General features: G+C 37.0%; 18 protein-coding genes. 7 read left to right on the top strand and 11 right to left on the bottom strand.

All coding sequences use genetic code 11. The features are described 5' to 3' along the window. Nucleotide 1: 1 nt before the first annotated feature. Nucleotides 2-994 carry a bile acid:sodium symporter family protein gene (locus ACTJIW_RS18940; protein ID WP_121361056.1) on the bottom strand — a complete coding sequence of 331 codons (993 nt, stop codon included), beginning with the start codon at nt 992-994 and terminating at the stop codon, nt 2-4. Between the two features lie 164 nt (nt 995-1,158). On the opposite strand from ACTJIW_RS18940, the gene ACTJIW_RS18935 reads away from it, so the two are divergent. Next, on the top strand, nt 1,159-1,611 hold the full coding sequence (locus ACTJIW_RS18935) for an Lrp/AsnC family transcriptional regulator (RefSeq protein ID WP_012025814.1): 453 nt from the start codon (nt 1,159-1,161) through the stop codon (nt 1,609-1,611). Between the two features lie 257 nt (nt 1,612-1,868). Here ACTJIW_RS18935 and ACTJIW_RS18930 read toward each other — a convergent pair whose 3' ends face one another. Next, nucleotides 1,869-3,629: an alpha-keto acid decarboxylase family protein gene (locus ACTJIW_RS18930; protein ID WP_440716240.1), complete on the bottom strand. Its 1,761-nt coding sequence runs from the start codon at nt 3,627-3,629 to the stop codon at nt 1,869-1,871. Nucleotide 3,630: 1 nt separating this feature from the next. Further along, nucleotides 3,631-5,352, bottom strand: coding sequence for a flavin monoamine oxidase family protein (locus ACTJIW_RS18925; protein ID WP_440716241.1), 1,722 nt, complete (start codon nt 5,350-5,352; stop codon nt 3,631-3,633). Between the two features lie 481 nt (nt 5,353-5,833). Here ACTJIW_RS18925 and ACTJIW_RS18920 point away from each other — a divergent pair, with 481 nt between their 5' ends. After that, nucleotides 5,834-6,826 carry an L-histidine N(alpha)-methyltransferase gene (locus ACTJIW_RS18920; RefSeq protein WP_440716242.1) on the top strand — a complete coding sequence of 331 codons (993 nt, stop codon included), beginning with the start codon at nt 5,834-5,836 and terminating at the stop codon, nt 6,824-6,826. Between the two features lie 12 nt (nt 6,827-6,838). After that, the gene (gene egtB / locus ACTJIW_RS18915) at nt 6,839-8,026 is read left to right on the top strand and encodes an ergothioneine biosynthesis protein EgtB (protein WP_440716243.1); all 1,188 of its coding nucleotides are present in this window, start codon (nt 6,839-6,841) and stop codon (nt 8,024-8,026) included. A gap of 132 nt (nt 8,027-8,158) precedes the next feature. Here egtB and ACTJIW_RS18910 read toward each other — a convergent pair whose 3' ends face one another. Then, entirely contained in the window at nt 8,159-8,467 is a 309-nt protein-coding gene (locus ACTJIW_RS18910; protein WP_149207099.1) for a hypothetical protein, read from the bottom strand. 260 nt (nt 8,468-8,727) lie between these two features. Here ACTJIW_RS18910 and ACTJIW_RS18905 point away from each other — a divergent pair, with 260 nt between their 5' ends. Together ACTJIW_RS18905 and ACTJIW_RS18900 are read left to right on the top strand one after the other, a co-directional pair. Beyond that, nucleotides 8,728-9,303, top strand: a complete 576-nt coding sequence (locus tag ACTJIW_RS18905; protein ID WP_440716244.1) for a hypothetical protein — start codon at nt 8,728-8,730, stop codon at nt 9,301-9,303. A gap of 3 nt (nt 9,304-9,306) precedes the next feature. Beyond that, a complete protein-coding gene (locus ACTJIW_RS18900; RefSeq protein WP_440716245.1) occupies nt 9,307-11,427 on the top strand; it encodes a cation:proton antiporter domain-containing protein in 2,121 nt (706 codons plus the stop codon). Between the two features lie 104 nt (nt 11,428-11,531). On the opposite strand, the gene ACTJIW_RS18895 is transcribed toward ACTJIW_RS18900, so the two are convergent. The 4 genes from ACTJIW_RS18895 to ACTJIW_RS18880 form a co-directional block, all read right to left on the bottom strand. Beyond that, a complete protein-coding gene (locus tag ACTJIW_RS18895) occupies nt 11,532-11,816 on the bottom strand; it encodes a hypothetical protein (RefSeq protein WP_012025806.1) in 285 nt (94 codons plus the stop codon). 206 nt (nt 11,817-12,022) lie between these two features. Beyond that, entirely contained in the window at nt 12,023-12,763 is a 741-nt protein-coding gene (locus ACTJIW_RS18890; protein ID WP_440716246.1) for an SDR family NAD(P)-dependent oxidoreductase, read from the bottom strand. Between the two features lie 77 nt (nt 12,764-12,840). Continuing rightward, nucleotides 12,841-13,407, bottom strand: coding sequence for a Crp/Fnr family transcriptional regulator (locus ACTJIW_RS18885; protein ID WP_440716247.1), 567 nt, complete (start codon nt 13,405-13,407; stop codon nt 12,841-12,843). A 242-nt stretch (nt 13,408-13,649) separates the two neighbouring features. After that, nucleotides 13,650-14,354, bottom strand: a complete 705-nt coding sequence (locus tag ACTJIW_RS18880) for an SDR family oxidoreductase (protein ID WP_440716248.1) — start codon at nt 14,352-14,354, stop codon at nt 13,650-13,652. Between the two features lie 360 nt (nt 14,355-14,714). Here ACTJIW_RS18880 and ACTJIW_RS18875 point away from each other — a divergent pair, with 360 nt between their 5' ends. Continuing rightward, nucleotides 14,715-15,098: a response regulator gene (locus tag ACTJIW_RS18875; protein WP_440716249.1), complete on the top strand. Its 384-nt coding sequence runs from the start codon at nt 14,715-14,717 to the stop codon at nt 15,096-15,098. Between the two features lie 72 nt (nt 15,099-15,170). Here ACTJIW_RS18875 and ACTJIW_RS18870 read toward each other — a convergent pair whose 3' ends face one another. Further along, nucleotides 15,171-15,389: a hypothetical protein gene (locus ACTJIW_RS18870; RefSeq protein WP_440716250.1), complete on the bottom strand. Its 219-nt coding sequence runs from the start codon at nt 15,387-15,389 to the stop codon at nt 15,171-15,173. Nucleotides 15,390-15,537: 148 nt separating this feature from the next. Here ACTJIW_RS18870 and ACTJIW_RS18865 point away from each other — a divergent pair, with 148 nt between their 5' ends. Next, entirely contained in the window at nt 15,538-15,948 is a 411-nt protein-coding gene (locus tag ACTJIW_RS18865; RefSeq protein WP_440716251.1) for a hypothetical protein, read from the top strand. A 97-nt stretch (nt 15,949-16,045) separates the two neighbouring features. On the opposite strand, the gene ACTJIW_RS18860 is transcribed toward ACTJIW_RS18865, so the two are convergent. Continuing rightward, nucleotides 16,046-17,542 (bottom strand): ATP-binding protein, encoded by a 1,497-nt coding sequence (locus ACTJIW_RS18860; RefSeq protein WP_440716252.1) that lies wholly within the window; start codon nt 17,540-17,542, stop codon nt 16,046-16,048. Nucleotides 17,543-17,560: 18 nt separating this feature from the next. Then, nucleotides 17,561-18,037: a response regulator gene (locus ACTJIW_RS18855; protein WP_440718469.1), complete on the bottom strand. Its 477-nt coding sequence runs from the start codon at nt 18,035-18,037 to the stop codon at nt 17,561-17,563. Between the last annotated feature and the right edge of the window lie 640 nt (nt 18,038-18,677).

The following is an 18,677-nucleotide window of genomic DNA, read 5'->3' as shown; positions in this document are numbered from 1 at the left end:
ATTATACTTTTTTTCGTCGAGCCATACCCTGAGCGATGATACTTGCAGCAATCAATTGCAAGGCATGATAAATCATAAGCGGCAACAATACGATACCGGTGACAGTACTGTGCTGAAAAAGCACTTTTGACATGACGGTGCCGTGTACCAACGACTTTTTAGATCCGCAAAATAAAACCGTAATACGATCTTCATCCGAAAAACCAAGTAAGCGGCTGAGAAGCCCGACACAAAGGAATACGGCAAAAAACAAGACCATCATTCCTGCAGCGAGTCCCGCAAGCTCAAGGGCTGTGAAACCTTCGAAAAGATGTTGTGTGAATGACTTACAAAACGACGTGTAAATGATGGTAAGGATGATTGCCTGATCGAAATATTTGAGCTGTTTCTTATATTTTTCTGCAATGGCTCCAAAACGAGAGTTAAGGCTGATGCCAATGATGACAGGCAATAAGACTTGAAAAACCAACTTTATTACGATATCAGTGACATCAAAATCGCCTGTTGCAGAAGCTATGAACAATCCAACCCAGAGCGGTGTAACGATTACTCCGATTAAACTGGAAATGCTCGCATTGAAAATGGCTGCGGGAATGTTGCCCTTAGCAATAGAAACCATGACCACTGAAGAGGAAACTGTGGATGGTAAAGCCGCCAGAAAAAATACACCCAGCCAAAGGAGCTCAAAGCCGGCGTTGATGAACAAAGGACGAAATGCCAAAACGATAAGCGGAAAAAACAAAAAGGTTGTGAACTGAACGACAATGTGCATTTTCCAGTTGGTAAGTCCGGCTTTTAATTTCTCAACACTCAGGCGCAAGCCATAAAAAAAGAAAATTAACGATACACCTGCATTGGCAATTTCTTCCAGCGAAACAGGTTCTTTGATTATGCCCGGCTTCGGCAAAAAATAAGCCAGCAGGATCATGGTGCCTATCATTAACAGGAAACCGTCGAAACCTGCTTTACTTAATACTTCTAATAACTTTTTCAATGCGCTCTTATTTTTAATAGATTTTTATACTGCAAAAGTATATTTTGAAGGTCATTAAATCTTTGGTTTAATTAAAATAAGGTTTTTATGTTGTTTTTCGTTACATTTGAAGATTATTATTCTTTTTTGTAAATTAATTTAACCTTTTTTAAGTAAAATATTCTATGGAGCAGATAGACGATGTTGATCTTCAATTACTAAATATACTTCACGATAATTCTAAATATACTGTGAAAGAACTGGCGAAAATGGTAAATCTTTCGGCATCACCTGTTTTTGAGCGTATTAAAAGACTAGAAAACAACGGTTATATTAAGAAATATATAGCCCTGCTGGATGCAGAAAAACTAAACAGGGGATTTATCGTTTTCTGTAATATCAAACTTAAACAGCACGATCGTAATATTGGTAATCAGTTTGTTAGTGATATTATGAAAATAGAAGAAATTGTAGAATGTTACAATATCTCAGGAGATTACGATTTTTTAATGAAAGTTTCTGCCAAAGATATGAAGCATTATCAGGATTTTGTGTTTAACAAATTAGGCTCAGTTGAAAGTATAGGGAGTACCCAAAGTACCTTTGTTATGTCAGAAATAAAAAATATGTATGGATAGTCCTGTGATGGGTTTATTTGTTTGAAATTGGTAAAGTTTTTTTATCTGCTTAAATTTTTCCTCAACTAAGACTTTCATTTCATCAAAGTCCTGCTGTTCCAAATTAAGCAGTGTATTAAGTTTCTGCCACAAAAGACATGCTGGCGTTTATTTTTAAAATTCGCCTTAGCTTTTGCGGCAGAAAATGTATTAAGTTCATTCGGTAAAAAGGTATGTTCCTGCCGGTTGAATGTTTTTAAAATGTGTCTATTTTGAAATTAACATAAACTCCAGTCTTTATCCAGAAATTCATCTTCTCCAGGCTCCTCTGTCTTATAAGCAATTGATTCAGGAATAGATGTTTTAGGAATGTTTACATGAACGATAGTATTTTCTTTAATATTCTCAAGATGTTTTAAAACTTCGTCAAGTTCGTCGAGAGTACTCACTTCAAAGCCTCTTCCTCCAAATACATCAACAAGTTTTGCATATTTCCAACGGTGCATCTGGTTGTAATCATAAATATCGTTTAGATCGGGAATGCTGTATTCTACCTTATCTGCACCGCGAAAAGGATTTGGATTAACAAGCATTTGTTCAATACCATAAATTCCATTATCCAAAACAAATACAACCGTATCGTGTTTTAGTTTATTCTGTGTAGATATAGCTTGGCATGTTTCCTGAAAAGCACCGTCTCCAACAAATACTACGGGTCTTTTATCTGGTCTGGCACATTTTATTCCGGTGGCGGCGGGAACGGAATAACCTATCGAAAGCCATGATGCCTGCGCTACAAATCCATTTGGTTCTGCAATACGAATTCCCTGTGCACCCAATAAAGGAAAACCGGCATCTGCCACTACTATATGCCTTTCGTCAATAAAAGTATTGATCCGTTTGAAAAAGGTATCATAAGTAAGCGTTGGTTTCGCATTTTTTCTAATGCTTTGATCCGCTACAAAAAATGATTCAGGCAGCTGTTCTGCGTCATACATTTCATAAGCACTAAATTTAACTTTAGTAAGTTCTTCTTTTAGAAATATCATAAAATCCCGCAACGATACATTGGCGATGTAAGAGGCGCCAATCCTTACACCGCTGTGATTGGCAAGTACAGTATCATCTTTCCAAACATCAAAACCACCCAGGTTTTTGCCTGTGGTCCATACGCCAAGGCCGATTTTAAGCTGGGCTTTTTCGAATTTTTCCTTGACATCTTTTGGCGATGCCTTACCGTTAAAAACGCCTTTGAACTTAGGATGGTTTTCCGACACAATTGATTTTCCAAGTATTGAGGTCACAAATTCTGTATCGGTTGTTTCAATCAAATCCAAAAATTCTTTTTGAATACCATAGCGCTGGATCTCAATTCCTCCCCAGAAAATAATTTCTTTGCCCTGTGCCATTGCAGCTACTCTTTTAGCAGCCTTGCGTGCACTTGATTGACATTTAGATACTTCTCTTTCTGCTAATGGAGCATCAGGCGGATTGCATTCCATTCGCCAGGCATCTTCAAAAACTTCTAGATAAACCGGTCTTCCATATAAAATACAAGCATTCAGTACCGAATCAATTTTGTAAGGAGCATCAGATGAACCCGTAATTTGTTCTGCTGCAACGGTAACGTTTCGAAAAACATTGATATTACTATACATGTCTCCCGTCATATGTGATGCCAGCATACCCTGAACCAAGCTTCGCTGCTGGTCTTTGTTGGTAGGCGCTCCATTAATAACAAGCACGGGACAATGCTCTACATAAGAACCTGCAACTGAATTAAGCAGTGTAAATGCGCCTACGCCATAGGTTACCGCTACTACAGCGAAACCGTTTTGACGTGCATAGGCATCAGTACAGTGTCCGGCATTTATTTCATTTGTGTCGTTAACGATTTTAATTTTTGCATTTTTATCTTCGTGAATCGTATTTAAAAAGGGTGCGGTATAATTGCCCGCAATTCCAAATAAATGTGTTAATCCTAATTGTTCAAGACGTATCTGCAGGTATTTTGCAACGGATATTTTTTTCTGTGCCATCTTAAATCGGGTTATTAAGGTTACCAGTATTTTCGTTGACTTCAAGCGCGGTTCGGATTCCGGATTCAATTGCACCTTCAATCCAGGCATGTTTCAGAGAAGTATGCTCACCTGCAAAATGTGCTTTTCCATTCCATTCAGTTGAGATGATATGGCGCTGCAATAAGTGCAGTTGTCCCGGATTAAAGATTGCGGCTTCGCCATAAGCATACGGGTCGCGCATCCAGCTTTGTGTTGCGCCGCCAATTAATTTTCCGTTTTTGTCCTTGCGCTCCTTAATGCTCGAGCTGATTACGGCAAGGTCGATAATACGCTGCTGTTCCTTTTTATCATCAGAGTGCATAATGGCCAGGTTCTTAAGTGCATAAAAATACCTGTCATCGTCATCCATAGAATCCCAGCGGCTTGCTTCATCAGACCAGCAGTAGGATGCCAATACAACGCCATGTCCGTTACTGCCTAAGTCATTGCTCGGGTAATAGGTGAAACGGTTTGAAAAATCAGTAATCGTACCGCCGCCAACAATATTATAAGGTTCTTCCTGCCACCATTTCTCGCGAAATTCCAGCAGTATTTTAGTTGCAGAATCATAATGCAGTTCGCGGATCGCTTTTCTTTTAAGCTGCTTGAACTGCGGTGTTACATAAACATGTCTTAAGGCAGAAAACGGTATTGTGACAATTATTTCATCAAATTCCAGATCACTGACAGGTGTTTTTAAGGCTTTGAATCCTGCATCTTCATAAAATTGAAAGTCACGCTGCACCTCAATATCTACCTCAACTTTTACCTTATCGTTAACTAGCATCATTTTAGTCATTCTGCAGTCAAAATAGGTGTTTTCTTCCAGACTGTGAGCTTTGAAGAGTCCATTTGGCAGCAGGTCGCTTCCTCCGACAATCTCCAAAAAGCGAGTAGAATCTTTGATGATATTCTGTTCAATAAAACTCTGGATAAAGTCATAAGCCATTCTGGACTCCAGATTCTGCATAACCCCAATCATTTCGATGGCGTTCTCTGAATACATCGAATTTTCCTTTAAAAAACGACGCATCGAATATTCTCCGTAACGCTCAATAAGCAAAGGCCAGTTTTTCTCAGGATCTTCTGCAATAAAAGCTTTAAGAGGATTAATAAGATTAGCCATTAACTGGTCGGCACGCATGTTTTCACTGCTGCTCAAATGAAAGTCCAGCAGTTTGTTTACATCAACGACCTTAGTTGTGTCTTTTGGAATATATTCATTTTGAACAACACGTTTGCGGTTAACATAAAAAAGGGAATTTCTGGTCACCTCAGGCTCAGGTTTAGAAGGGTCTGCTTGATGTGCGATTGCTTGTTTTTTATCTACCGACAGATAATAAAATGGCTCCGTTTTGAGTCCGAGTTTATCGATGTATTTGAGCACCATTTGGTGTATGGTCGGGATACGCATTGCACCAGCTTCACCATAGACACTATCATCTTCAAAATATTTTTTGTCTTTAGAGTTCCTAAAAGTCTTGATTCTGCCGCCCACTCGGGTGTTTGATTCGATTATAGTAACATTATGGCCAGCTTGTTTTAACATACCTGCTGCTACCATTCCAGCCATTCCGGCACCAATAATTAATACGTCTTTTGGTTTATCCGTAGGCGGGATTCCCTGGTCAATATACTTTAAGTACTGCTGGATAATAATGTCATTGTCTTCGTCAAGTAAGCCGTGTAAGTAGTTTTCCATAATCAGTTTGGTTATTAGTTTATTATTTAAATGAGGTAGGATTTAGAGTTGAATAGACCAATTTTTCTTTTAGTAATTAGATAAATAGGAACGTGCATGGGTAATGGATTAACGGTTTGCATATTAGATTGCTTGCAGGGCGGTTTACCCTTAGACTGTTTTTCAGCATCGCGTTTATAATGACCATCGTAAAGTGCTTGATTGGAATCTAAATTATAACAGATATAAAATAAACGTAAAAGAAATGACACGAAGCGGGGATTATTGGGTATAAGAGTGATTTTATACGCAATAAAATTTTTAAAACACCACTGCACCTTTATGTATCAAAAGCTGCTGTTTCAGTTTTTTTAAGTTAAGATTCTTTTTAATAGAGAACTCATTAAAGCGTGGCAAGATATACCTTTATGTAAATAGCAGGCTTCATCATATAATGGTATAATGGGAACTGCAGTACCACAAATGCAAAAAACAAAAAACAATGAAGTTATCAGAAACATTTACAGCACAAAATAAAGAAACAGAACAGCAGACTGCCAATACTTTTCTTGAGGATGTAACAGCTGGTCTGCGGCAGCATCCCAAACAGCTGCAGTCGAAATATTTTTACGATCAGCGCGGGGACAAGCTTTTTCAGGAAATCATGAGCCTTCCAGACTATTATCTGACCCGATGTGAAATGGATATTTTTAAGAGTAAAACTGCTGAGATAGCCTTAGGCATCAGCGCAGATAATACTCCCTTTGATTTAATTGAACTTGGGGCAGGAGATGCCTCTAAATCCATACATCTGCTGCAATACCTGAAAAATCTGGACACTGATTTCAGATATATGCCTATTGATATATCTGGCAATATCCTTTCGGTTTTAGATGAAAGACTGAAAAAAGAAATACCAGGGCTTGATATAGTTAGTCTTGAAGGAGAATATTTTCAGATGCTTTATAAGGCATCTCAGCTTTCTTCCCGTAGAAAAGTGATCTTGTTTCTGGGAAGTAATATAGGGAATATGGAACTGGAAGAAGCATATCGATTCTGTTTTGAACTCCGCAAGAATCTTAATAAAGGAGACATTGTCATGATTGGTTTTGACCTCAAGAAAGAACCCAATACTATATTAAATGCTTACAATGACGCAGAGGGAGTGACTGCCTCGTTTAACCTGAATCTGCTGGAGCGTATCAACAAAGAGCTCGGTGCTGATTTTGTGTTAGATCAGTTTGAACATTATGAAACTTATGACCCTGTTACGGGTGCCTGCAGAAGTTATCTGATCAGTCTTGCGGATCAGAACGTTTCTCTTGACGGCGATGTATTTCATTTTGCTGAAAACGAACCTGTTTATATGGAAGTGTCTCAGAAATTTTCCATAGAAGATACCCAAAAAATGGCATTACAGTCTGGATTTAAGACGGTTTACAGCATTATGGACAGCAGGGAATGGTTTGTGGATGTTTTTTGGACAGCCGTTTAAATAAGAATAATTATGGAACAGACAATAACACATTTTGATACCCGCCTTTTACTGGCAAAGTATAAAAAAATACGCATGCAGTCAGAGTTGCTCTGCAGTCCGCTTGAAACAGAAGATTATGTAGTGCAGCCCATCGCAGATGTGAGTCCTCCTAAATGGCATTTAGGGCATACAACCTGGTTTTTTGAAACCTTTATTCTTATTCCTCATTTTTCAGGTTATAAGGAATTTAATACGCAGTATAATTTTGTTTTTAACAGTTATTATGAAACAGTAGGCGCAAGAGTTTTGCGTACGGACCGCGGCAACTTGAGCCGTCCGTCGGTTGCTGACATTTATGCTTACAGGACTTATGTAGACCAGCAGATTGAGGTTTTTCTGGAGCATTCAATGCTTTCAGATGAAGTATCTGCTGTACTGGAATTAGGTTTAAACCACGAACAGCAGCATCAGGAGCTTCTCCTGACAGACATTAAATACATACTGGGTCATAATCCTCTTTTTCCACCTTATCGTGAAACGGACAGAGTAGAGGAAGATTTAAAACCTTCCATAGATGCTGGGTTTATTTCAATGGCTGAGGGTATTTATGAAATAGGATTTAAGGGCACTGGTTTCAGCTTTGATAATGAGTGGGGACTGCATAAAAAATATTTAGAGGCTTTCGAGATCGCAGCTTCCCTTGTAACCAATGTAGAATACCTTCAGTTCATACACGAAGGGGGCTATGAGAATTTTGTGTGGTGGCATTCGGAAGGATGGGATTGGGTAAAACAGCAACAAGCAAAAGCACCTTTATACTGGCATTTTATCGATGGAAAGTGGATGTATTATACACTTAGCGGATTACAGGTTGTTAATCCGCATGAAGCGTTATGTCATGTTAATTTTTATGAAGCTTCAGCCTTTGCCGCTTGGAAAGGCATGCGCCTTCCTACAGAAGAAGAGTGGGAGGCAGCCTGCGGTGATTTTAATTGGGGAGAAAGATGGGAATGGACAGCAAGTGCTTATCTTCCTTATCCCAGATATACTAAACAGTCTGGAGCCATTGGTGAATATAACGGAAAGTTTATGGTAAACCAGATGGTACTGCGGGGAGGCTCAATTGCTACTCCGCAAGGGCATACCCGTGCATCCTATCGTAATTTTTTCCATCCAAGACACCAGTGGCAGTTTTCAGGAATCCGGCTTGTAAGATGAGACAAATTGATTCCTGTCCATAGTATTTCACGAACGATAACCAGAATTTTTAAAATAATTAAGTGTTTATTTTTTTTAACTGAAAAGAAATAATTAGGAAAATTTTGAGAATAAACACTTGAGAATGGCTGTTTAATAATAGGTTGACTCCAGGTATGGGTCGTAGATATCTGCATCCCACTGGTTATCATCAAATTCATCCAAAAGATCATCTTCAGATTCAGGATCAATTATACTTTCGTTTTCGGATTGGTTATGAGCTGCATGCAGAAATTCGCAGTCAAAGTCAGGTTCATCCTCAAATTTACGGTATAAATCTGTTAGAAGATCTAAATTTTGTATTTCACGTTGAGTTGCCGCGTCTGAAAAATTGCTGTTAGACTGTCTGCTTGATGGAGATAATGATGTAATGACTGGAAGCACTGCTGCTGTGGTTTTCATAATGTAATTTATTTGTGGTTCTATAATTGTCTGAGGCAAAAATAACCGATTGGGGAAGCTTTTAAATTACAGAATTCTGCCTTGGAGTTACATAATTTTGAATTATTAAATAGCTTGTAACTGTGTGACTTACTTTAAATGAAATTTACTTATTACAGCCGACTGTGCAGAACTTTAATGCAGGCTTCCGTTTTTTTAGAGGTCTTTTATTTTGTACAGCGGTATATTTTGGTTAAATTGTATATCCAAAAAAAACTTTTATGAAACAATTATCCCTATTATTAATTCTTACCTGCATTTTTATCTCATGCGAAAACAGAAAAGAGCAGGAACTGCTCAAGAGAGAAAAGGCTTTAACTTTAAAGGAAGAAGAATTTGAAAAAAAAGAAGCTGACTATAAAGTATTATTAGCCATGCGAGACAGCATCTCTGCCCTAAAAGATACTGTCAATAATGATACTGAATTAATAACGGAATGGCCTGAGAAACTTAAAGGATTTTGGAACAGTAAGATGCTGTGCAGAGAATCAAACTGCGGCCAGTATGTTATAGGAGACCAGCGTAATGAAACTTGGGAATTTGTATCTGATTCGACAGGAATTTTTACAAATGTTTTAAATAATAAAAAACTGGTAAGGGTATTTAAGGCAAAATACCTTAAAGACAGGATACTGCTTGAATTCAGCAGTGACAGTGTTTCTAAAAACAGAGTAAAAATGAATGTGGTTCTTGATGATATTAAAGAAAATATTATTAAAGGCACACAGACTATCACCAGACAAGAGAACTGTTCTGCCAGATTTTCGGTTGAACTTACACTTCCTCAAAAAAAATAATTTATGTTATTAAGTATACAGCATGTCAGTCTTCCTATTGAAGATCCGGTATTAAAATTCCTTATCGAGCTTATTATAATTTTATGTATTCCTCTTTTACTCAATAAAATAAAAGTGCCGCACCTGCTGGGTCTTATTATAGCCGGTGCCGTTATTGGTCCAAATGGATTTAATGTTCTTGCCAGAGACAGCAGTGTAGTGGTGACAGGTACTACTGGACTGCTCTATATAATGTTTCTTGCCGGACTTGAGATAGATATGGGCGATTTTAAAAAAAATAAATGGAAAAGTATCACTTTTTCGCTCTATACCTTTATTGTGCCATTTGCACTGGGGCTTGTGGGTGGTTATTACATACTCCATTTTTCGCTTTTAAGCTCGGTACTATTTGCCAGCCTTTTTTCTTCCCATACTCTTATTGTATATCCAATGGTGAGCAAATTAGGGATAGCAAAAAAGCTTGCGGTAAATGTAACGGTAGGCGGCACGATGATTACAGATGTACTTTCGCTTGTAGTACTGGCTGTTGTGGTGGGCATGTCACAGGGAGAAGTTGGAACTTCCTTCTGGGTTAAGCTGTCTGTTTCCATGCTGGTATTTGCTTTAATAGTTCTGCTTTTTTTTCCTGTTCTGGCGCGCTGGTTTTTTAAGAATGTCGAAGACAAGATTTCCCAGTATATTTTTGTTATTGTGATGATTTATCTAGCTGCTTTATTGGCAGAGCTCGCTGGAATAGAAGCCATTATTGGAGCATTTTTTGCCGGTCTTGCGCTAAACAGGCTGATACCGCACAGTTCATCACTTATGAATAGAGTAGAATTTGTAGGGAATGCTATTTTTATTCCATTTTTCCTGATTAGTGTTGGTATGTTGATTGATTTTAATGCTTTTATCCAGAGCTGGGAAACACTGGGAGTAGCTGCAGTTATGCTTACAGCTTCAATTGGAGGGAAATACGCGGCAGCTTTTTTAACGAAAAAGACTTTTAGATTTACAAATGATGAAGGCAGTCTTATTTTCGGTATGAGTGCGGCTTCTGCGGCAGCAACGCTTGCTTCTGTAATGGTGGGATATAATATTATCTTATCCGAAAATGAAGCAGGTGAGCCTGTCAGACTTTTAAATGAACATGTGCTTAATGGCAGTATTCTGCTTATACTTATTTCCTGTACTATTTCGTCATTTGTGTCAATGGCAAGCGCTCAAAGGATTGCCGATGCAGATAAAGAAGAAACCGCGGCAGGTGCAGGTGATGAAGAAGAAAAAATTCTGCTGGCTGTAAATCATGAACATACAGTTGAGAAAATGGTTAATCTGGGGCTTCTCATAAAAGGCAGAAACAATAAAGACAAACTTTTTGCACTTAATGTTATTAACGAAGACAAAAGTGAATCATCTTCAAAAAATGCAGAAAAACTGCTGGGTACGGCTGTAAATATAGCGGCCTCCGCCGATGTTAAATTAAACCCGATAACCCGTCATGATAATGATGTGATTGCAGGGATTAATAATGTGGTAAAAGAACAGAATATTACTGATTTGATTATTGGACTGGAAGAAGAAAAAGGATTTTCCTCCTCCTTTATTTATAATCTTTATAACGGCTACCTGCAGAACAAGAATATAAATCTGATTATTTATCATGCGGTTCAGCCGGTGTCAACTATTAAAAAATATGCTGTGCTTATTCCTGCCGATGCTGAACTGGAACCGGGATTTTTTCATTGTTTATTAAGAATTTGGAACATTGGAAAAAATACGGGGGCTAAAATGAGTTTTTATGCAAACCAGAAAACCATTGGCGTATTGAAGAGTATTATAGTAAAGGCAAATATTGAAGCTGTTTTTAATCCTGTAACCTCATGGCAGGAAGCTGAAAATACTGCGGGCAGTCTGGAAGAAGACGAAGGTCTTATCATTTTAATGGCTGACAGGGGTATGCATTCTTATTTCCCTCAGATGAAAGAAGTGCCAGAAATTTTAAATAAAAAACTGAGCAGTAATAACTATATATTAATTTATCCTTTCACAAAAATTGATAATACGGTTATAGAAAAAAGAGCTGTAAGCAATCTTGATGATTTTGCTGATATCGGAAAAATTATCGGCCGAATTTTTAAGTAGAACTTGGTGTACTTCTTAGAGATTTAATGATAAAAAGTTGCTGTCTTTTTATTAAGACAGCAACTCTATTTATTTTGTGATTTGTCAGTTACCGGCAGTAAAAACTAATTGCATAAAACTTTATGATTTACTTTCATCAGACCCTTTATGGTAATAACACTTCGGTCGGTATCAGAATTTAAAAATATAAGCCCCTGATCATTGAGATACAGTAAAGCATCTAATACTGAAGACTGATGCATTTTTTCAACGTATAAACAATCTGTAAAAGACATAGAGGTGTTAACGATCTGGTTAACCAGCCTGGTAAGCTCTTCCAAAGAACAGCTTGTTCCATATCGTTCTGCAAGTATTTGCAGTACTTTTAATACAACAGGTGATGTTTCCATGATAATACGGTTTTTATTCATATACGAGAATAAATACATTTTAGTTTTTGCCGCGGGTTTCTTCTTTGTTATAAACTTTGTAAAATTTTTATTGAGTTTTTATCTCATAAAGGGGAGGTTGGCTGGAGTGGAGGTTGATTTGAACAGCATCACCACAGCAGTAAGAGGTTGAATAAAAACAACCTCTTACTAACTAAAATACTCTTTTACCACTGTATCAAACCAGTTTCTGGATTTGTTTCTTCACTGAAAAATCCGCCGGTTGGTCCAGCATTATCAATTATGACATATTTAATAATTCTATTCGCTGCTACTTCGACTTCACCACCATTAAAGAACGTAAAATCGGTTTTTGTAAGCCCCGGACAAACAGCATTTACCTTAAAATTGGTATTCCGCAATTCATATGCTAACTGTATGGTATACATATTCAATGCCGCTTTGGATACAGCATATACTCCGTATTTGGCATAGCTGTAAGCAGGCCATTGCGGATTACTTTGTAATGCAAGAGAACCAACACTAGTACTAACATTCACTATTCGGGGTTCCGAAGATTTTTTCAGCAGATCAATAAAGATTTGCGTTACATTGGCTGTACCAATTAAGTTGGTATTGACAGCATCCAGGTATTGGACGCTTGAAGCTTCCAGTACAGTATAAGGAGGACTCCCGCCGTTAATACCTGCATTATTGATCAGAACATCTAAAACTGATACCTCTTCAACAATTTTCTTACGTGCTGTCTGTATTGAGCAAAGGTCAGTAACATCCAATTCTATACTCTCGACATTTGAAAATCCTTCTGCCTTGAGTTTCTCGAGAGCCGTCAGACCGTTACCTGGATTGCGGCTTGCAATAAATACAAAAAATCCCTTTTGTAAAAGCTGCCTGGCAGTTTCAAAACCAATTCCTTTGTTTGCTCCTGTAATTAATACTGTTTTCATATTTTGTAATTTTAAAATTTCAATACAAAATTCAAGTATTAAACAGCGGTGTCATTTACCATTTGGTAAAAAGCCCATCAGCGTATGTTTTTCCGGATTCTGCTTAGAGATTGTTGTGTTACTCCCAAATAGGTAGCTATATAGGATAATGGAACACGATTGATCAGTGAAGGATAATTTTCCATAAACTCCAAGTATCTTGTGGTTGCATCCTGAGAAATAACCGGGCCTTTTCTTGATTTCTGGTGCATGCACAACTGCACCATTTTATTTTTAATAGTGTCCCATTCCATAATAATATGGGAGAGTTCTTCCCAGTCTTTCTTAGAAAATATAATAAGGCTGCAATCTGTAACGGCCTGCAGATATTCGGAAGATGAAGCCTGAGCCTCAAAGTTAACATAATCACATACCAGGCTGTTTTCGCTGATGAAACAACGGGTGATTTCTTCGCCTTTATTATTATAATAACAGCCGCGGATAACCCCTTGAGTGATAAACCCAACCTGTTTAGGAATTTTTCCAGCCTCAGAAAAATAATCGTCTTTTTTTAAGTTGAAGATTTGTCCCTTACTGATAACAAGGTCAATCTGCTGTGTATTGAGACTGCCAAACTGCAGGATATATTGAATCATTTTTTCCATTTGTGCAATTTAAAAAGAATATGTTTTCTCTGATTTACCATTTGGTAAAAAATCAACTGTGATACTACTTTTTAATAGCGGAATAATTTTGTATTATTAAAATATCTGATGATTATTTACCGTCTGAAAATCAATTATAAAGCATTGTTTTTTTCTGACAGACAAGCATAAGATCTTTCTTCTTTCTGTTTTAGATTGTGTAAGTGTAATTATTGCACATGTATTTTGACAGTCCATTTTATTTATTTCGTTTTCGTTGGACGGACTTCTATTTTGCTGGGCAGCACATTAGGGTTCATTCTTAAGAGATCCACGACCATCTGTCCTATATCAGAGGGTTGGATTTTCCATTTATCCTCTTCACTTGGAATATGGCTGTTGAAGTTGGAAGTAACCGACCCGGGCATAATAGTAGTGCACTTTACATCATAATTACGCAGATCCAGCATGGCAGCCTGGGTAAAGCCCACCAGACCAAATTTTGAAGCATTGTAACCAGCACCTTTAGCAAAGAAATTTGCTCCGGCCAGAGAGGCAATTGAAATGTAATAGCCTTTGTTTTCTTTGAGCTGTTCCACTGCTGCTTTCAGGGTATGGAAAGCCCCAGTGAGATTCGTGTCAATCATCGTATTCCAGTCCTCAAGTGACATTTCGTCTATAGGTGCAAATTTTCCGATTCCTGCATTGGCAATGACAATATCCAGTTTACCGAATTCAGATACGATATGTTCAACAGCTTTGCGTTCATCATTGAAATTTCTGATATCAGACTGCAGGATCAGTACATTTTGTTTCCCTAATGCCTGCTGCGCCTTTTCAAGTGCATCGGTATCCCTTCCTGAAATAGCTACTTTTACTCCGTTTTTTACTAAAGCTTCTGCAATACCAAAACCGATGCCTTTTGCCCCTCCGGTTATATACGCTGTTTTGTTCTCTATGTTCTGCATAGTTATTTTTTACTTTTATTGTTTTTACTTTCTTATCTAAGTCTGATGTTTTGTATATATTTTGTTTAAAAACAAGATAGGTTATAAAAATACGATAAATTAAAATATTCTCACTTTTCTATTTTATTGTAACACTTGCTGGGACTAGATGTTTCTTTAAATAAAAGAGTATTTAATTCTGTCAGCTAAAGCTGACCGACTAAGTTAAAATTAAGTAATAAGGTTTCATAAATGCAGCGATTTAACTCAAATGTAAATAGAATAATATAAATTTGAATTTATAATCGTGTAAGCTGCTCTTTGATCATATGATTATATTTGTAAACCTATTGCAGTTTGACTGCTCTTAAAAAAAGAAATATGTCCTATAGAAATATACTTTTGATTGACGATGACCAAGACGATACACAGTTTTTTGTGGAAGCGGTACAGGCGGTAAATAAAGAGGCTGTATGCCTTACTTCAGAAAATCCGGTCAAAGCACTCAAAGAACTAGAAACAACCGAACAGCTGCCAGATATTATTTTTTTAGATTATAACATGCCGGCAGTAAACGGGCTGGAGTTTCTCAAACGCATGGGGCAGATCGAACGTCTCAAAAATATTGAGGTTATTGTTCTTTCCACGCCTCCAGAAGAAGTCATGGTGCCCTGGCTGGACCGTAACAATATCAGGGTTAAATACATCTCAAAACCAGTCCACATGGAAGAGCTTCAGGAAATACTAAAGGAGCTGTTTAACTAGAACGGCATGATCTAAGATTTCTTAATGGCAGGTGTAAATGAGCAGCAGGTTCGGATAATTTTGGCTTAACGGCTATCCGTTAATTTTTTCCTTATGGTGCTGCGCGAGCCATTTTTCCATTTTATGGAGCAGCTCTATTTCATTGAAATTTCCCGATGGATCCGACAGGCCGTTTATGGTTCTTTCATAATTGAAACGGTTGGACTCAAAATGACAGGTAAATTTAGGGTATTCATGATGTGACACCATCCATTGGTTCTGGTCTGTTCTTTTAATTTTAAACTTTTTCATTCTGGTACTGCTGCTAAAGGCGTATATTGGGTTAGATGGGGAGCAAAGTTAGCACTGTGATTTATAGATGGCAATACCTGATTTCATGGATATTTTATTTTCCCATGACCGCCACTAAAATCAAAAAAATATACCTTATCATATTCAGATGAACATATCTATCAAAATCAAAGTAATACTACCTGTGTTTTTAGTTCTGGCAGGCTTCAATAATTCACAAAGAGAAAAAGAATTGGAACTTAAGGAAAAAGAATTATTGTTAAAAGAAAAAGAACTTTCTATAAAAGAAAATCAAAACAACAGACCTAAAATAACTACAAATGATGCCGTCAGGCTCGCAGAAAAACAATTCAAAAAGTATTTGCCAAAAATTTTAGAATCCCATGATGCAGTACTTGATGGTAAGGAATTCTATACTGGAGATTTTACAGGAGACGGCATTGAAGACGTCGCAATCTATTTTTCTCTTGTTCCAAGAGATGGAGGCAATGCAATTGTCGGGCAGGGCTTAACCCTATATCAGAATAGCGGCTATGATGTTAAAGTTATTGCAGGATGAGCTTGCGGTATGTCTCTATATGATTACTGATTTTAATCGCACCAAAAGCAATTCGTAATGAGCTGCTTTAGTCTGTAATTTTACACGTAAAATTACATTAGTGTAAAATTGATGCCGGTAAGATAATTTCAAAAACAGCACCTGTAGTTTCAGGTTTAACATACATCATTTTCCCGTTATGGCGTTCAACTATTTTTTTGCAGAGCGCCAGTCCTAACCCGGTTCCTTCATACTCATCTTTCGAATGCAGCCTCTCAAAGACATTGAAGATTCTCTGGGAATTTTCGATGGAAATCCCTATACCGTTGTCCGTTATTGTAATTAGAAGTTTTTCAGAGTCAAAACTACAGTCAATTTTGATATGAGAATCAAAATTATCACGAGAAAACTTCAGGGAGTTGGCAATAAGGTTATAAAACAGCTGATGGAATAAAATTTTTGACCCGTTTAAAAGAGGCATTTTTTTGTGCTCAATGACTGCATGTTTTTCGAGAATTTTTATTTCAAGATCTTCCTTTATATTTTCAATAATATGGTTCAGGTCGACAACTTCGTTCAAATCCGGACTTCCGGCAGAGGAATAGTTTAATATAGAGTCAATCATTTCTGTGAGACGTGCAGCGCTTTTATTGATTTTATGGGCATACTGGCTCATTCTCGGTTTTTTATCATTATCTAAATCTTCTTTAAGAATATTGGAGAACAATAGCAATTTGCGAACCGGCTCTTTTAAGTCATGGCTGATCACGTGCCCAAACTGTTTCAGGTCATCATTAGAGCGTCTGAGTTCAAGTGTGCGCTGTTCCACCAGCTGCATAAGCTCCTGGGCATTTTCTTTCTGTACAGTAATGTCCTGAGCTATTCCTACGATAGTATTCTCCTTATCATCACTCTCTGATAGTGAACCGGAAAATCGTATCCATTGCAGTTTTTTATTGTTTATCACCCTCAGCTCACAGTTTAAGTCTGCTGTTTCTGAGAGTGTTTCGAGCGCATTGTGCCATAACGCTATATCTTCCGGATGGATAAAAGACACCAAAGTATTGAGTGTAAACTCACGCTTTTCCAGTCCAAAAAAGTTTGTAAAACGTTTTGATCCTCTCATAAGACCTTTTTTGATATCTATCTCGAATATTCCAAGCTGCGAGGATTCAACAGCCAGTCTTAATTTCTTTTCAATTTCTATAGTCTGCTGCCGGGCAACATTAAGTTCTGTTACTTCAGCAGCCGTATTCATTACGCCGTAGACTTCTCCTTCCGCGCCGAAAATGGGCGTAAAGTTGTAATTGAAATAGTGCGGTTTCAATTTGCCATTTACAACAATGTCAACTCGTGCATTTTTAGCTTCATATGATTTTCCTGTATGCAGCACCTCGCGGAGCTGATCAAATATCTGCTGGTTTTCAAGTTCAGGAAGAATTTCTGTATAGTTTGTCCCTATCACATCAGGTCCTTTTCCATAGGTTTTAATCATGGACTGGTTTGCCAGTACAATTTTCATTTTATCTCCTGTGTATACTCCGATTGGAAAAGGCGCTGTATCTATAACATCACGTAAAACCTTTTCTCTTATTGATTCTGGAAGATCCATCATGCTGGCAAAAAATAATAATTAAATTTTAATGTGAAAGTTCTCAAAGGCAGGCTGCCGTACATCTGTGTGAGATACCAGAGACATCGCTTTGCTGATCAGTCTGGAAAGATGATTGTATTCCGAAGGTTTTGTAATGAAATAATTGGCGCCAAGCGAATACATTTTCTGAATGTCGTCGGGACTGTTACTGGTACTGAAAATAACAATTACATGGTTTTTTAACTCCGTTGAAGTTCTGATTTTTTCTAGACATTCGGGTCCTGATACTACAGGCATGTTAAGGTCTAAGAAAATCATGTCTGCTTTTGGATGCGGCGGGCCCTCAAGCAGTGTTAGCAATGCCCCCCCGTTATTTGAAACAGACAGCTTGACATCCGGAAAGTTAGTTTTAAAAACATCGGAAAAAAAATCACAGTCATCTAAATCGTCATCTGCCAGCAGAATATGTTTAAATAATTTTTGAGTCATAATAATTTCATTATCATAGTTCTTCATTAGCATAAGCACAAATATGCATTTTAATAGCCCATAACGATGGGTAAATATATCCAGAATTTTTAATACGACCTATACTATTAATATATTAAGCCCGCTTAAAAAGCCCGCAAATATTTTTAAAATCATGTTCTGAATCTGTAAAATTCCTGCCTCATGAAAAATAAGTGCCTGATTAGGTAAGATAGATAAGAAGAATTATATGCTGGAAATGTAAATGACTTCATATATGTGTATAAATTTATTGCAAAAATCAAAAATAGGTTAGTCTGCTTATTTTTTACTTACATAATTCTGTGCTGTTTTTATATAATTTAAAAGTTTTAGATTGAATTTGTCAGTTATTTCTACTTATTACAAATTGTTAATAGTAAATGAATTATGTATAACAGGTTGCATTATAAATATTTAAATTATGTAATATAACTTATTCAATCTATAAACTGAGCATTTTTGTATTTGGTTAACTTTGCTTATAATGTTTTATTAATTGAATTGATATTGCTGTAAAGCGGATTGAAAATATAAATAGTGTAAAGTTTTTTTTATTTTTATATCCTTTAGAGTATTTTTATATCCTTTAAGAGATTTAATATTTAAAAATTACCTTATTATAACAAAATAATCATTATCAATTTCT

This window comes from Flavobacterium sp. 22659, assembly GCF_052044235.1.
GTDB classification, from domain to species: domain Bacteria; phylum Bacteroidota; class Bacteroidia; order Flavobacteriales; family Flavobacteriaceae; genus Flavobacterium; species Flavobacterium johnsoniae.
The sequence above is the reverse complement of the archived record's forward strand: the minus strand, read 5'-3'. Positions and strand labels throughout refer to the sequence as shown.